The organism is Modestobacter marinus, from assembly GCF_011758655.1.
Lineage (GTDB): Bacteria > Actinomycetota > Actinomycetes > Mycobacteriales > Geodermatophilaceae > Modestobacter > Modestobacter marinus.
This window is the reverse complement of the sequence record NZ_JAAMPA010000002.1, coordinates 737,598-752,899: the sequence shown is the minus strand read 5'-3', so window position 1 is coordinate 752,899 and position 15,302 is coordinate 737,598. Positions and strand designations below refer to the sequence as shown.

The window sequence follows — 15,302 nt, the reverse complement described above, 5'->3', positions numbered from 1 at the left end:
TGCCACCCGGTCTCGTGCTGCCGGGTGCGCTGCGCTGGCCTACCGTCGGCCGGGTGTCGCTCCCCGCCGTGACCTGGGCCGCCGTCGAGTCCCGTGCCCGCAGCGTGGCCGCCGGCCCCGTCGTCCGTACCGGTGGCGCCGACCAGCTCCTGGTGCAGGACCTGGTCACCGACTCGCGGGCGGTGACCCCCGGCTGCCTCTTCGCCTGCGTCCGCGGGGCGAGCAGCGACGGCCACCGGTTCGCCGCGGCGGCCGTGGCCGCCGGGGCCGCGGCGCTGCTGGTCGACCGGCCGCTGCCCCTGGCGGTGCCCCAGCTGCAGGTGTCGTCGGTCCGTGCCCTGCTCGGCCCGCTCGGCGCGCTGCTGGCCGGCGACCCCGCCGAGCAGCTGCGCCTGGTCGGTGTGACCGGCAGCAACGGCAAGACGACGACCAGCACGCTGGTGCGCGGGGTGCTCGAGGCCGCCGGTGAGTGCGCCGGCGTCGTCACCACGCTGGGCGCCCGGGTCGCCGGGCAGACCCGGGGCACCCGGCTGACCACCCCCGAGGCCCCGGAGCTGCACGGGTTGCTGCGCTGGATGCTCGACGGGGGCGCCACCAGCGCGGTGGTGGAGGCCTCCTCCATCGCGCTGGACGTCGGCCGGGTCGACGCCGTGCACGTCGAGGTGGCCGTCTTCACCGGCTTCGAGGAGGACCACCTCGACCACCACGGCACGATCGAGCAGTACTGGGCGAGCAAGGCGCTGCTGTTCACCCCCGAGCGGGCCGACAGCGCCGTCGTCGTCGTGGACGACGCGTGGGGGCGCCGGCTGGCCGACCAGGCGCGGGTGCCGGTGACCCGGGTCAGTACCACGCCGGGTGAGCCGGCCGACGTCCGGGTGGTGGGCTGGCGCACCGGCGTCGACGGCACCAGCGTGGTCGTCGAGGACGACGGCGGTCGTCACTGGATCTGCTCGCCGCTGGTCGGCCGGGTGCACGTGGGCAACATCGCCGCCGCCTGGGCGACCGGCCGCTCCCTCGGGCTGGCGCCGGAGACCATCGCCGCCGGCCTCGCCGCCACGGCCCCGCCGGCGGGGCGCAACACCCTGCTGCGCGAGCCGGGTGGGCCCCTCGTCGTCGTCGACTACGCCCACACCCCGCGCGCGCTGGCGGCCGCCGTGCAGACCGCCCGCGACCTCACCGGCCCCGGCGGGGAGGTGCACCTGGTGCTGGGCGCCCGCGGCCGCCGTGACCGGTACAAGCGCCAGGGGCTCGGCGTCTCCGCCCGGGATGCCGACACCGTGTGGCTGACCAACGAGGGCAGCCACGGCGAGCGGCCCGAGGCGATCGTGGCGGAGCTGCGGGTCGGGCTGATCGGCAGCAGCGCCCTCGTGCACACCGTGCTGGACCGCCGGGAGGCGATCACCGGCGCGGTGCAGGCCGCCGGCAGCCGGGACGTGGTGCTCGTCGTCGGCCGCGGTCACGAGACGACGCTGACCGACGACGGTGCCCCGCTGCCGTTCGACGACGCCGAGGTGGCGCAGGAGGCGCTCGAGGCCGGGGCCGACGACCTGGTGGGCGAGGAGGCCTGCTGACACCCCGCCTCAGGTGTCGCGCCCCACAGGGGCAGGCTCCCGGGCGTGACGACGGGGGAGTGGCCGGGCCACCGGGCCGGTGAGGCCGGCTTCCGCCGGGCGGTGACCGCCGTCTTCCTCGCCGGCATCGCCGTGTTCGTCAGCCTCTACGCACCGCAGGCCCTGCTGCCGGAGTTCAGTCGCTCCTTCGGGGTGACCCCGGCGGCCTCCACGCTGGTCATCTCGGTCAGCACCGCCGCGCTCGCCGTCGGCCTGCTGGTGCTCGGGCCGCTGTCGGACCGCCGCGGCCGCACCGGCATCCTGCACGCCAGCCTCGCCGCGGCCGCGCTGCTCGCCGTGCTGATCGCACTGTCGCCGGGATGGGAGGCGCTGCTGGTGCTCCGCGGCCTGCAGGGGTTCGCGCTGGCCGGGCTGCCCGCCGTGGCGGTGGCCTACCTGCGGGAGGAGCTGCACCCGGCGATGAGCTCGCGGGCCATCGGGCTCTACGTCAGCGGCACCGCGCTCGGTGGCCTGTCCGGCCGGCTGCTCACCGGCGTGCTGACCGAACTGGGCGGCTGGCGGACGGCGCTGGGCGGGGCGGCGGTGGTCGCCGTCGCCTGCGCGGTCGCCGTCCGGCTGCTGCTGCCCCCGGCCCGCCGGTTCACCCCGCTCTCCCGGCAGGGCCGGCTGCTGCGCCAGCTCGGCTCGGCGTTCACCGACCCGGCGCTGCTGGCGCTGTACGGGCTGGCCGCGCTGCTGATGGGCGGGTTCGTCGCCGTCTACAACGCCGGCACGTTCCGGCTGGAGTCCGCGCCCTACTCGCTGACGCCCGCGGTGGCCGGGCTGGTGTTCCTGGCCTACCTGCTGGGCTCGGCGAGCTCCCCGACCGCCGGCTGGCTGGCCGACCGGATGGGCCGGCGGGTGGTGGTCCCCGGGGCGGTGGCGCTGATGGCGGTGGGGATCGCGCTGACCCTGCCGACGCCGCTGTGGTGCGTCGTCCTGGGGCTGTGCGTGCTGACCGTCGGGTTCTTCGCCGCCCACGGCGTGGCCAGTGGCTGGGTGGCGGCGCGGGCGCAGCTCGGCGGGCGGCCGGTCGGGCAGGCGGCCTCGCTCTACTCGTTCTGGTACTACGTCGGCTCGTCCGTGGGCGGCACGCTGGCCGGCCGGGCCTGGCAGGACGCCGGCTGGCCCGGGGTCGCCCTGCTCGCCGGCGGGTGCGCGACCGCCGCCCTGCTGCTCACCGTCGCACTCGGCCGCACCCGCTCGCTGCAGCCCTGACGGGCGTGACGAGGGCGGCGCACCGGGGATCCCCGGTGCGCCGCCCTCGTCAGAGCTGGTCGGCTCAGGCCTCGGTGGCGTCGTGCTCGTAGGCGCCGGCCGGGTCAGCGTCGTCGGACTGCACCGCCTGGCGCTCCAGCTCGGTGCGGTGCTCGAGGACCTCGTCGGACAGGTGCGGGTCCTTGGCGTGCTCGGTCCGGTCCCGGGGGGCCGGCTCCTCGGGGGTCATCACGTCGTCGAGCGTCGGCTCGTCGTGCGGGCTGGTCATCGCGTCCTCCGCTCTCGTCGGCCCGGTCGCTCCGGGCCTGGTCCTCAGTGCTGGGTCCCCTCCCCGGTATCCCGCGGCGGCGTCTCCTCAAACCGGCGCTGGCCCCGCGGCTGCGGTGGCGGGGGAGCGACGGCGGTGGGTCCTCAGCCCTGCTGCAGCTGCCCGGCGGGCAACCAGGCCTCGACGAGCACCGGGCCGTGCGTGCCGGTCACCGTGTAGGCGACCCGGCCGTGCCAGCCGTCCGCCCGCTGCCGCCACTCGACGAGCAGCCCCGGCCAGGTGCCCGGGGCGTCGGGCGGGTCGTGCACCCAGCAGTGCCGGCCGTGCCCCGCCCCGGCAGGTCGTCGCACCTCCGCCGTCCCGGCTGCCTGAGCAGTCGGTGAGGGGGCAACCGGCGCCGGTGCGGGCGGTGCTGGTTCGGCCGATGCCGACGAGGCCGGTGGGGGTGAGGCCGGTGGGGGTGAGGCCGGTGGGGGTGAGGCCGGTGGGGGTGAGGCCGGTGGGGGTGAGGCCGGTGGGGGTGAGGCCGGCACCCCGGACCGGGCGGCGCGGTCGGCGAGGGAGCCGCCGTGCCGCCCCCGTTGCATGCCCCCGGCCATGCCGACGATCGTCGCACGCCGGTCGAACACACGTTCGACGTCGTGCGCCCTGGCGTGTGTCGAGTGACAGCTGAGCGGGCTGTCGCGGGTGGGGACGGGCCGCTCAGCTGTCACTCGACGCGCGCTTTGCCACGCCCCGCGTCTCGCCACTCGCGAGGGGTGGTGCCGAAGGCGGCCCGGAAGCGGCGGCTGAAGTGCGAGGGGTCGGGAAAGCCCCACCGGCGGGCCACCCCGGCGATCGACCGGTCACAGCCGCCGGGACCGGCCAGCTCGGTGCGGGCACCCTCCAGCCGCTGGCCGATGACCCACTGCTCGAGGCTGAACCCCGCTGCCGCGCACGACCGGTAGAGCTGCCGTACCGAGACCGCGTGCGCCCGGGCGATCGTCTCGACGTCCAGCCCCGGGTCGGTCAGGTGCTGACGGACGTAGCTGCGCACCTGGCTCGCCAGGGTCTGGGCCAGGGCGTCGTCGCGGTCGGGCCCGGGGGAGAGCGCGGAGGCGAGGAGCGCCCGGGTGAGGTCGATCGTCGCCGCGGCCACCGCGTGCGCCATCGGGTCCCGGGACAGCTGCGCCGCGTCGCGGGTCACCTGCGCGAGGTGACCGTGCACCAAGGCGTAGAGCGGGCTCCGGTGGGCCACCGGGACGGCGCGGCGGACGGCGTCGACCGACAGGCCGAGCCGGCTCACCGGCACCTGCAGCGCCCGGCACGCACCGCCGCCGGTCCACTGGAACTCATACGGCGACCCGACCTCGGTCAGGGCGAGCGCGCCGCTGGGCACCAGCCGCTGCGCCTGGAACTGCTCGTGCCGCGCCGTCCCGCTCTCCTGGACGGCGAAGGACACGGCGGGTGCGGGGTCCGCCCGGGCCTGCCGGGCCGAACGCGCCAGCGTCAGGTCGCCGGACAGCGCGGCGCGCAGCACCGTCACGCCGCCGACGTCCCAGGAGTCCAGCCGGGCGTGCACCGGCGCCGCGGGGTCGCTGAACTGCACCCGCGACACCATCGCCGCCGTCAGCTGGTCCGCCACCTGCTCGGGGCGACGCATCGAGGGAGGGAGCGTCGCGGTGTCGACCAACGTGACCACGAACGCTCCCCAGGCTGCCGGACCCCGCGCTGACCGCCCTGATGGTGGCCGCGCCGGCGCGCGCTGGGAAGTGCCACGGAGGTGACCGTCCCGCGCGGCGAGCTGGTGGTCCCGGCAGGCAGGGGCCAGCACCCGGCAGGCAGAGCACACCCGACGTGGCCGCGCCCCACCTAGCGTCCGGTGCGCCGGGTGCGGGCACCGCCGTCCCACCCCGCAGAGCACCGGCACGGCAGCGCCGCCCGCCGGCACGGAGAGCCGACCCGAGAAGAGGAGCACTGCCATGCCCGTCCTGCCCACCACCGACGGCGTCGAGATCTTCTACAAGGACTGGGGCAGCGGACAGCCGATCGTGTTCAGCCACGGCTGGCCGCTGTCCTCGGACGACTGGGACGCCCAGCTGATGTTCTTCCTGGCGCACGGATACCGGGTCATCGCCCACGACCGGCGGGGGCACGGCCGCTCGACCCAGGTGGCCGACGGGCACGACATGGACCACTACGCCGACGACCTGGCCGCGCTCACCGCGCACCTGGACCTGCACGACGCCGTGCACGTGGGCCACTCGACCGGGGGTGGCGAGGTCGTCCGCTACCTGGCCCGGCACGGCGAGGACCGGGTCGCCAAGGCGGTGCTGATCAGCGCGGTGCCGCCGATCATGGTGCAGACCGAGGCCAACCCGGGCGGCCTGCCCAAGAGCGTCTTCGACGGCATCCAGGAGCAGGTGGCCACCAACCGGTCGAACTTCTACCGCGACCTGCCCGCGACGGCCTTCTACGGCTTCAACCGACCGGGCGTGGAGCCCCAGGAGGCCGTCATCCAGAACTGGTGGCGCCAGGGGATGATGGGCGGGGCCAAGGCCCACCACGACGGCGTCGTCGCCTTCTCCCAGACCGACTTCACCGACGACCTGCGGAAGATCACGGTCCCGGTGCTGGTCATGCACGGGGACGACGACCAGGTGGTGCCGTACGCGGACTCGGGTCCGCTGTCGGCCGAGCTGCTGCCGAACGGCACGCTGAAGACCTACGCGAGCTTCCCGCACGGCATGCCGACCACCCAGGCAGAGACGATCAACGCCGACCTGCTCGAGTTCCTGCAGAGCTGACCGCGCGCGCCGGCGCCGACGACGGGCTGGTGGCTGCCTCGACCTTCACGAGGCAGCCACCAGCCCGATCTCGACGTCCGCCGGGCCACCGGGCCGCCGGGCCGCGGGGCTCAGCGGGGCTTGGTGCGGGTGCTCCGGCCGGTGCTCTTGCTGCGCTTCCCGCTCTTGACCTTGCCCTTGGTGGTGACCGGGTGCAGCCCCGCGCTCAGCACGCCCGCGACGGCCTGGACGCCGGGGTGCGCGGCCAGCTCCTCGGTGGGCACCGGCAGCGGCAGGCACCAGTTGGGCCGCTCGTTCGCGCCGGGCATGTTGGGCCGGCGCTCCTCGGCGAGCGCGTCGTCCAGCGTCGCCGACAGCAGGGTGGACGGCGCGGTCGCCAGCTCGCGGTGCGCGACCTCCACCGCCTCGGCCGGCGACGCGCCCTCCGGGACGGAGCCCAGGTGCGCCAGCAGCGACGTGCGCCCGCGCTCCAGCTCCTCCTCGGTGCCCAGCCCGCGCTCGCGCTGCTCGGCCAGGTCGGAGCCGGTCCACAGCCCGGCCACCGTCGGCAGGTCGTGGGTGGTGATCGCGGCCATCGCCTCGGCGGGCCACTGCGCGGGCTCGTCGTCCTCGAACCACAGCAGCCGGTAGGACAGGATCCCGTGCTCGGCCATCGCCTCCCGGACGCCGTCCTCGACCGTGCCCAGGTCCTCGCCGACGACGATGGCCTGCGCCCGGTGGCTCTCCAGGGCGACGATGTCGAGCAGGTCCTCGTGCGGGTAGCGGACGTAGGCGCCCTCGGCCGCACCGCCCTCGGCCGGGACCCACCACAGCCGGAACAGGCCCATCACGTGGTCGACCCGCAGCCCGCCGGCGCCGGCCATGGTGGCCCGGATCGACTGGATGAACGGCTCGTAGTCCGCTGCCTGCAGCCGCCAGGGCACCAGCGGCGGGGAGCCCCAGTCCTGGCCCTGGCTGTTGAACGCGTCCGGCGGGGCGCCGACGCTCACGCCCTGGGCCAGCACGTCCTGCCACGCCCAGGCGTCCGCGCCGCCGCCGGCCACCCCGATGGGCAGGTCCTGGATCACGGTGGTGCCCTCGGTGGCCGCCTTCAGCTGGACGTCGAGCAGCCACTGCAGCCAGGCGTGGAAGGCGATCTCCCGGTCGTGGCCGGTCACGAAGTCGGCCACGCCCGAGCCCCGGGGGTCGCGGAGCGGCTCGGGCCAGGTGTGCCAGTCGGGGCCGTGCTCGTCGGCGATCGCGCACCAGGTCGCCCAGTCCATCAGCGGCTGGCCCTCGTGCCACCACCAGTCGCGGAAGGGACCCTCGTCGACCCCGGCGTCGAAGACCCGCTGGAGCACCCGGCGCTTGAGCGCCCAGACGGCGTCGCGGTCGATGAGCTCGCCGTCGTTGAGCGCCCGGCCGGCGTCGGCCTCGACGTCCACCGCGTCGGCGCCGGGCACCTCGGCGATCCGCAGGTAGACCGGGTTGCGGAACCGGCGGGTGGCCGGCAGGTAGGGGCTGTCCTCCTGGGCCGGCGTCGGGGCGACCGCGTGCAGCGGGTTCACCAGCACGAACCCCGCGCCCTGCGCCTGGGCGAACTCCCGCACGGTCCGCAGGTCGCCGAGGTCGCCGATGCCCCAGCTCTCCCGGCCGCGGGTGGCGTACAGCTGCACCGCCCAGCCCCAGGCGCGCCAGCCCTCGGGCAGCCAGCAGCGGCCCGGGGAGACGATCAGCCGCCGGGAGCGGCCGTCGGGGGTGCGCAGCCGGTGGTAGCCGAGCGGGAAGTCCTCGGGCAGCTCGCCGTCGACCTGGCGGGTCCGGCCGTCCTCGCACTCGACGTCGGCGAGGTCCACCTCCAGGGCGTCCCCGGGGCGGGCGACGATCGGCGCGCGGTCGAGGAGGTCCTCGGGCGGGGTGCCGATCACCTCCCGCAGCCGGTCGATCGTCGCCTGCGCGACCGTGTGTTCCTCGTCGAGGGCGTCGAGCCAGCTGGCGTCGATGCCCCATGCGTCCGTCGTCGGGGCGCCGGTCACGGGGTTCGGGGCGGTGCTCGTCACCCCCCGATCCTCACCGGTCCGGCTCGGCCCCGCCGAGTGGGGTGGCTGCGGAGGCGGTCACACCTGCTCGTCCGGGGTGCCCGCCGGGGGCCGCAGCGAGTCGGCCACCAGGACGGCGACCCCCAGCAGGACGGCGACCACGGTCAGTGCCCGCAGCACGGTGACCTGCTGGCCGAGCAGCCCGATCAGCGGCGGCCCGGCCAGGAACGCGCAGTAGCCGATCGAGGCGACGACGCTGACCCGGGCGGCGGCCTTCGCCGGGTCGTCGGCGGCGGCGCTCATGCCGGTCGGGAACCCGAGCGAGGCCCCGGCGCCCCAGAGCAGCGCACCGAGGAACGCGACCGGGGTCGGGCCGAACACGAACAGCAGCAGGCCGACGACGGCGAGGCCGGCCAGCAGCCGGATCACCGGCACCCGGCCGTACCGGTCCAGCAGCGAGCCGCCGAACCAGCGGGCCAGGGTCATCGCGGTGAGGAACAGCGCGAAGCCGAGCGTGCCCGCCGTCGCCGACGTCCCGTGGTCGTCGATCAGCGCCACCGCCAGCCAGTCGTTGGCGGTGCCCTCGGCGAAGGAGAAGGCCAGCACGACCACCCCGATCACCAGCGTGCGCGGCTCGCGCCAGGAGGCCAGTGCGCTGACCCGCTCGACCGGGACGCCGTCGGGGTCGGTGTCGACGTCGGGGACGAACCCGCGGGTGGTCAGCGGGACGACCACCGTGACCAGCACCGCCACCCCGGCCAGGTGGGCCGGCACCGGCACGTCGAGGGCGACCATCGCCGTCCCCAGCAGCGCCCCGGCGACGGTGCCCAGGCTGAAGCCGGCGTGGAAGCGGGACATGACCACCCGGCGCAGGTGCCGCTCGACGACCGCGCCCTGGACGTTCATCCCGACGTCCCAGGCGCCGTTGGACAGGCCCATCACGAACAACCCGGCGGTCAGCACCGCCACCGAGGTGACCGAGCCGACCGCGATGACGCCCATCGCCGCGGCGAGCACCAGCGCCATGACGATCACCGTCGCGCGCGAGCCGATCCGGCCGATCAGCGTGCCGGCCAGCGGCAGGGCGATCACCGACCCGGCGGCGATGGCCAGCAGCACCAGGCCCAGGGCGGCCGGGTCGAGGTCGAGCCGGTCGCGCACCTGCGGGATGCGGCTGGCCCAGCTGGCGAAGGCGAACCCCGCGCCGATGAAGGCGACGTAGACCGCCCGCATGGCGGTCGTGACCTGGGCCGGGTCGGGGGACCGGCGGACGTCGGTGCTGGTCACCGAGGGGGCTCCTGGGAGTTCGTGGGGCGGACGGCCCGGGCGATGATCTCCCGGGTCTCGGCGCGGGAGACGGGGCGGGTGGAGAGGACCTTGTGCATGACCAGTCCCTCGATCAGCGCATCGACGCCGCGCGAGGTGGTCGGGTCGACGAACCGCTCGAGCACACTGCGGCTGCGGCGCATCCACGACTCGGTGACGCTGCGCAGCGCCGGGTCGCGCAGCGCGGCCAGGAAGAGCTCGTAGGCGACCGCCCAGTCGCGGTCGTCGGCGTCGGCGTCGGCGTGGACCAGCGCGGTGACGGCGTCGACGACGTCCTCGATGCTGCTGACCTGCGCGAAGTGCGCCTCGTACTTCACCGCCATCCGCTCGGCGTGCAGCGCGAAGGCCTGCGCGCGCAGGTCGTCCAGGCCGGTGAAGTGGTAGGTGAGCGAGCCCAGCGGGACGTCGGCGGCCGCGGCGATCAGCCGGTGGGTGGTGCCGGCGACGCCGTGCTCGGCGATCACGTCCACGGTGGCCTCGACGATCCGCTGCCGCCGGTCGGGGTCGTGCCGCCGCACCGGCCGGTCGCCCGCCTCGGCCGCGGGGCCGGCCCTCACGGCAGCGGCCGGACGATGCTGGTCACGGCAGTGGCCTGACGATGCCGTTCACGGCAGCGGTCTGACGACCCGCGCCGGGCTGCCGACCGCGACGACGTCCCGCGGCAGGTCGCGGGTGACCACCGAGCCCGCGCCGACCACCGTGTTCGCGCCGATCCGGACGCCGGGGCAGACGATGACGCCGCCGCCGAGCCAGACGTTGTCCTCGATCACGATGGGCTCGGCCGACTCCCACTTGTCCCGCCGCGGGCCGGGCTCCAGGGGGTGGGTGGCGGTGAGCAGCTGGACGTTGGGCCCCAGCTGCACGTCGTCGCCGATGGTGATCGGGGCGACGTCCAGGCAGACCAGGCCGAAGTTGGCGAAGGTGCGGGCGCCCACCGTGGTGTGCCGCCCGTAGTCGCAGTGGAACGGCGGACGGATCTCGCTGCCGGGGCCGAACGCGCCCAGCAGCTCCTCCAGCACCGCGCGGCGGACGGCGCCGTCGGTCGGGTCCATGGTGTTGTACCGGTGCGACAGCGCCTGGGCGCGGGTGCTGGCGGCGGCGATCTCCGGGTCGTCGGCGATGTAGGGGTCGCCCGCCGTCATCCGCTCGTACATCGAGTGCGTGTCGCTGGTCATGTGTACGACCGTACACACCGATGCGTACACCTGTACGCAGGGCTCGCGGCGGGGTCGGTGGACACGGCCGGACGGCGAGACGCGGCGGGCTGCGGTGACCCGAGTCGAGGATGCCGCGGCAGGCCGAGTCTCGATGCCGCCGCACCGAACGCGGGTGCCGGGCGGGCGGGTCCCGGGGGTCAGGTGCCGCGGGGCTTGGCGCGGCGGGTGGGGGCGGCGGTGGCCGGGTCCTCCGGCCACGGGTGGCGGGGGTAGCGGCCGCGCAGCTCGCTGCGCACCGCCGGGTACCCGGTGACCCAGAAGCCGGCCAGGTCCGCGGTCGTGGCGACCACCCGGGCGGCGGGGGAGAGCAGCTGCAGCCGCAACGGGCGGCCGGCGACCACCGGGGCCGCCGCCCAGCCGAACACCTCCTGCACCCGCACCGACAGCGTCGGCACCTCGGGGTCGCCGTAGTCGACGCGCACGTTCGAGCCGGTCGGCACCTGCACCCGCTCGGGCACCAGGTCCTCCAGCCGGCCGGCCAGCTGCCAGGGCAGCAGTCCGCGGAGCGCGGCGACGAGGTCGATGCGCACCAGGTCCCGGCGACTGCGGGCACCCGACAGCGCCGGGCCCGCGGCCAGGGCGGCGAGCAGCGACTCGTCGTCCACGGCCGGCCACGGCTCGCCCAGGCCGGCGTGCGCGGCGGCCAGCCGCTCGCGCAGCGCCCGGGCGGCGGGCGACCAGGTGAGCAGGGCCAGGCCCTCCCGGCGCAGGCCCTGGGCCAGGGCGGCGGTCACCGCGGTCGGGTCGGGGTCGGGCAGCGGCCGCTCGGCCAGCACGATCGCACCCAGCCGGGTCACCCGGGCGGCCACCACGTCGCCGTCCCGCCAGGTGACCTCCGGCCCCTCGGTGTGTGCCGCCGCGCCGGCCTCCAGCGCGGTCGCCTCGTCGACCGCGACCGCGGCGCGCACCCGGGCGTCCCGGCGGCCCGGTGCCCGGTCGGCGGCCGCGACCGCGAGCCACGGCGCCCCGGCCAGGGCGGTGCCCGGGGCCAGTTCCGCGCCCGTGCCGGCGGCCAGCAGGTAGGTGCGCCCGGTGCCCGGACGCCGCCGCGCCAGCCACTCGGGGTGGGCGAGGCCGACGACCAGCCCGGCGCTCACGTCGTCGGGCACCCCGGTGTCCGGGGCGGCCGGCGCCGCACGGGACAGCCGGGCGGCCTCCTCCCGCCAGCGCGCGGCCGGGCCGTCGGAGCGCGAGCGCAGCGACCGCCACTCGGCGACCAGGTCGTCGGAGCGGGTCGGGACGTCGGCCGACAGCAGGGCCACCACCTCCGCGGCCCGCCGCCGGCCGACCACCGGAGCCCCGTCCAGCAGGGCGCGGGCCAGCCGGGGGTGTGCCCCGACCGCGGTCAGTGCCCGGCCGCGGGGGGTGACCCGGCCGTCGTCGTCCACCGCGCCCAGCCGGCGCAGCGTCGTCCGGGCGACGGTGAACGCGGCCTCCGGCGGGGCGTCCGGCAGTGCCAGGCCGGCGCCGTCCGGGGCGCCCCAGACGGCCAGCTCCAGGGCCAGCCCGGTCAGGTCCGCGAGGGCGACCTCCGGTTCGGCCGCGGCCGGCAGCCGGTCGTGCTCGGCGGACGACCACAACCGGTACACCCGCCCGGGCGCCTCCCGCCCGGCGCGGCCGGCCCGCTGCACCGCCGAGGCGCGGGAGACCCGGACGGTGACCAGCGCGCCCATGCCGCGGGCCACGTCGAACCGGGGCACCCGGGCCAGGCCGGCGTCGACCACCGTGCGCACCCCGGGCACGGTGAGGCTGGTCTCGGCCACGTCGGTCGACAGCACCACCCGGCGCCGCGGGCCGGGGGTGAGCGCGGCATCCTGCTGGTCGGGCGGCAACCGGCCGTGCAGCGGCCGGACGTCGGCGTCCACCCCGGACAGCAGGCCGGCGACCCGGCCGATCTCGAACGCGCCGGGCAGGAACACCAGGACGTCGCCGGAGGTCTCGGCCAGCGCGCGGCGGACGGTGTCGGCGACCGCGCTGAGCAGCCGCGGGTCGACCGAGGTGCCGTGCGGTGGGGCTACCGGCGGGGTCGGCGGGCACCACACCGGCTCGACGTCGTGCAGCGAGCCGGTCGCCTCGACGACCGGCGCCCGCCCCATCAGCTCGGCCAGCCGGCCGGCCTGCGCGGTCGCCGACATGGCCAGCAGCTGCAGCTCCGGGCGCAGCGCGGCGCGGACGTCGAGGGTGAAGGCCAGCGCGAGGTCGGTGTCCAGCTGCCGCTCGTGGCACTCGTCGAGCACCACGGCCGACACCCCGGCCAGCTCGGGGTCGGCCTGCAGCCGGCGGACCAGCAGGCCGGTGGTGACCACCTCGACGCGGGTCGCGTCGCTGCGCCGGCTGTCCCCGCGGACGCTGTAGCCCACCGAACGGCCCACCGGCTCGCGCAGCAGCGACGCCATCCGGCGGGCCGCGGCCCGGGCGGCCACCCGCCGGGGCTCGGCCACCAGCACCCGGCCGGGCACCCGATCGGCGAGCGCCAGCGGCACCAGCGTGGTCTTGCCCGTGCCCGGCGGGGCGACCAGCACCGCAGCCCCGGCCCCGCTCAGGGCGGCGTCGAGGGCGGGCAGCACCGAGCGGACCGGCAGGTCGGTCCCGGGCGTCCCCGGCGGCGGCAGCACGACGGCCAGTCTCGCCCGTGCACCCAGCCGACACGCCTCCGGACCCGGTCGGCACACGCCCAGCTCTTGTCCGCGCCGGGTTGCCGGGCCAGGGTGGGCACCTGGGACGACGACGTCCGGAGGTCTGCGTGGCGACTCACAGCGGCAGCAACCGAGCCGGCGGCGGTGCACCGGCGCCCCGCCCGCCCGAGAAGGTGCGCAACGTGGCGCTCGTGGGCCGCGCCGGAGCCGGGAAGACCACCCTGGCCGAGGCGCTGCTGGTCGCCGCCGGCGCGCTGCCCCGCGGTGGCCGGGTGGAGGAGGGCACCACCTGCCTGGACACCGAGGAGGTGGAGGTCCGGCTCCAGCACTCGGTCTCGCTGCACGCCGCGACGGTCGAGCACGCCGGTCACCGGGTCACCCTGCTGGACACCCCGGGCGCCCTGGACTTCATCGGCGAGCTGCGGGCCGCGCTGCGGGCCGCCGACGCCGCGCTGGTCGTCGTCTCCGCGGTGGCCGGCGTGGACGCCGCGACCGTGCAGCTGTGGGACGAGTGCGTCGCCGCCGGGCTGCCGCGGGCGGTGGTGGTCACCCAGGTCGACCGGCCGCGGGCCGACGTCCCGGCCGTCGTGCGCAGCTGCCGGGAACGGCTCGGCGCAGGTGTGCACCCGCTGCACGTACTGGGGGCCGACGGGGAGCTGAGCTCGCTGCTGGAACCGCTGCCCGGTGACCCGGAGCGCGACCGGTTGCGTGCCGAGCTGATCGAGGGGGTGATCGCCGAGAGCGAGGACGAGACGCTGATGGACCGCTACCTCGCCGGTGAACCGATCCAGGTCGCCGACCTGGTCGCCGACCTGGAGACGGCGGTCGCGCGCGGCGACTTCCACCCGGTGCTGGTCACGGCGCCGCCCACCGGGCTCGGGGTGGCGGAGCTGCTGGACCTGCTGGTGAGCGCCTTCCCCTCTCCGCTGGAGCGCCCGTGCCCCGCCGTCACCCGGCCGGACGGGCGACCGGCCGGGCACCTGGCCTGCGACCCGGCGGGGCCGCTCGTGGCCGAGGTGGTGCGGACGACGACCGACCCCTACCTCGGCCGGATCTCCCTCGTGCGGGTCTTCTCCGGCACCCTGCGCCCCGACGTCCCGGTGCACGTCTGCGGCGCGGGATCGGGGCACGGCTGGGGCGAGCAGCACCCCGACCACGACGCCGACGAGCGGGTCGGCGGCCTGGCCAGCGTGCTCGGCAGCGTGCTGCGGCCGGTCGCCGAGTGCCCGGCCGGCGACCTGTGCGCGGTGGCCCGGCTGGCCAGCGCGGAGACCGGGGACACCCTCTCCGACCCGGGGGACCCGCTGGTGGTGCCACCCTGGCCGCTGCCCGACCCGCAGCTGCCGGTGGCGGTGGAGGCGGCCTCGCGCAGCGACGAGGACCGGCTCGCCGGGGCGCTCGCCCGGCTGGTCGTCGAGGACCCGGCCGTGCGGGTGGAGCGGCGGCCGGACACCGGGCAGCTGCTGCTGTGGTGCGTGGGCGACGCGCACGCCGAGGTGCTGCTGGACCGGCTGCGCGGCCGGTACGGCGTCGCCGTGCAGACCCCGCCGGTGCAGGTGCCGATGGTCGAGACGCTCGCCGGCCCGGCCACCGTGACCGGGCGGCACGTCAAGCAGTCCGGCGGGCACGGGCAGTACGCGGTCGTCGTCCTGGAGGGCCGGCCGGGTCCGGCCGGGTCCGGGGTGACCTTCAGCCAGCGGGTGGTGGGCGGGGCCGTGCCCAGCCAGTTCCACGGCAGCGTGGAGAAGGGGGTGCGCGCCCAGGCCGCCCGCGGGGTGAGCCGGGGCCGGCCGCTGGTCGACGTGGAGGTCGTCCTGGTCGACGGCAAGGCGCACTCGGTCGACTCCTCCGACGCGGCCTTCTCCGCCGCCGGTGCGCTGGCCCTGCGGGAGCTCGCCGCCGCGGCCGGCACCCGGGTGCTGGAGCCCTGGTGCGCCGTGGAGGTGACGGTCCCGGCCGAGCACGTCGGCCCGGTGCTGGGCGACCTGGCCGGCCGGCGGGCGCGGGTCACCGGGAGCGTCGCGGACCCTGCGCGCGAGGAGACGACGGTGCACGCCGAGGTGCCGGAGCGGGAGCTCATCGAGTACCCGCGGGCCCTGCGGTCGGTGTCGCACGGCACCGGCCGGTTCACCCGCCGCCGGCTGGGCCACGAACCGGCCCCGGCCGCCGTCGTCGCCGACCTGCAACCGGCCTGACCCGGGCCGGCGGCACCGGTCGAGCGTC

At 76.8% G+C, this 15,302-nt stretch carries 12 protein-coding genes; 4 read left to right on the top strand and 8 right to left on the bottom strand.

Annotated features, from left to right (window positions below; all coding sequences use genetic code 11):
- The first annotated feature begins 53 nt into the window (after positions 1-53).
- Complete coding sequence (locus tag FB380_RS19490) at positions 54-1,571, top strand: Mur ligase family protein (protein WP_166756941.1); 1,518 nt, start codon at positions 54-56, stop codon at positions 1,569-1,571.
- A gap of 45 nt (positions 1,572-1,616) precedes the next feature.
- Positions 1,617-2,828, top strand: a complete 1,212-nt coding sequence (locus tag FB380_RS26085; RefSeq protein ID WP_166756940.1) for an MFS transporter — start codon at positions 1,617-1,619, stop codon at positions 2,826-2,828.
- A gap of 64 nt (positions 2,829-2,892) precedes the next feature.
- Here the strand turns inward: FB380_RS26085 and FB380_RS19480 are convergent, their stop codons facing one another.
- The 3 genes from FB380_RS19480 to FB380_RS19470 all read right to left on the bottom strand — a co-directional run bounded on the left by FB380_RS19480 (position 2,893) and on the right by FB380_RS19470 (position 4,777).
- Positions 2,893-3,096, bottom strand: coding sequence for a hypothetical protein (locus FB380_RS19480; protein ID WP_166756939.1), 204 nt, complete (start codon positions 3,094-3,096; stop codon positions 2,893-2,895).
- A 143-nt stretch (positions 3,097-3,239) separates the two neighbouring features.
- The gene (locus FB380_RS19475) at positions 3,240-3,446 is read right to left on the bottom strand and encodes a hypothetical protein (protein WP_229682159.1); all 207 of its coding nucleotides are present in this window, start codon (positions 3,444-3,446) and stop codon (positions 3,240-3,242) included.
- Positions 3,447-3,805: 359 nt separating this feature from the next.
- The gene (locus tag FB380_RS19470) at positions 3,806-4,777 is read right to left on the bottom strand and encodes a helix-turn-helix domain-containing protein (RefSeq protein WP_166756938.1); all 972 of its coding nucleotides are present in this window, start codon (positions 4,775-4,777) and stop codon (positions 3,806-3,808) included.
- A gap of 280 nt (positions 4,778-5,057) precedes the next feature.
- Between FB380_RS19470 and FB380_RS19465 the strand changes: the two genes are divergently transcribed.
- Positions 5,058-5,882, top strand: a complete 825-nt coding sequence (locus tag FB380_RS19465; protein ID WP_166756937.1) for an alpha/beta fold hydrolase — start codon at positions 5,058-5,060, stop codon at positions 5,880-5,882.
- A gap of 110 nt (positions 5,883-5,992) precedes the next feature.
- On the opposite strand, the gene malQ is transcribed toward FB380_RS19465, so the two are convergent.
- From malQ to hrpB, 5 genes are all read right to left on the bottom strand, one after another.
- On the bottom strand, positions 5,993-7,921 hold the full coding sequence (gene malQ / locus FB380_RS19460) for a 4-alpha-glucanotransferase (protein ID WP_229682158.1): 1,929 nt from the start codon (positions 7,919-7,921) through the stop codon (positions 5,993-5,995).
- Between the two features lie 57 nt (positions 7,922-7,978).
- On the bottom strand, positions 7,979-9,187 hold the full coding sequence (locus FB380_RS19455) for an MFS transporter (RefSeq protein ID WP_229682157.1): 1,209 nt from the start codon (positions 9,185-9,187) through the stop codon (positions 7,979-7,981).
- A complete protein-coding gene (locus FB380_RS26080) occupies positions 9,184-9,783 on the bottom strand; it encodes a TetR/AcrR family transcriptional regulator (protein ID WP_166756936.1) in 600 nt (199 codons plus the stop codon). The genes FB380_RS19455 and FB380_RS26080 overlap by 4 nt, the downstream gene beginning before the upstream one ends.
- Positions 9,784-9,831: 48 nt before the next feature.
- Entirely contained in the window at positions 9,832-10,401 is a 570-nt protein-coding gene (locus tag FB380_RS19445; protein ID WP_166756935.1) for a sugar O-acetyltransferase, read from the bottom strand.
- Between the two features lie 179 nt (positions 10,402-10,580).
- Positions 10,581-13,058 carry an ATP-dependent helicase HrpB gene (gene hrpB, locus FB380_RS19440; protein WP_166756934.1) on the bottom strand — a complete coding sequence of 826 codons (2,478 nt, stop codon included), beginning with the start codon at positions 13,056-13,058 and terminating at the stop codon, positions 10,581-10,583.
- Between the two features lie 128 nt (positions 13,059-13,186).
- Here hrpB and FB380_RS19435 point away from each other — a divergent pair, with 128 nt between their 5' ends.
- Positions 13,187-15,274, top strand: coding sequence for an elongation factor G-like protein EF-G2 (locus tag FB380_RS19435; protein WP_166756933.1), 2,088 nt, complete (start codon positions 13,187-13,189; stop codon positions 15,272-15,274).
- Positions 15,275-15,302 lie beyond the last annotated feature (28 nt).

Bases quoted from the DNA above. Each gene is read 5' to 3' on its own strand.
- FB380_RS19480 (WP_166756939.1), bottom strand. From the start codon at position 3,096: ATGACCAGCCCGCACGACGAGCCGACGCTCGACGACGTGATGACCCCC.
- FB380_RS19465 (WP_166756937.1), top strand. From the start codon at position 5,058: ATGCCCGTCCTGCCCACCACCGACGGCGTCGAGATCTTCTACAAGGAC.
- FB380_RS19445 (WP_166756935.1), bottom strand. From the start codon at position 10,401: ATGACCAGCGACACGCACTCGATGTACGAGCGGATGACGGCGGGCGAC.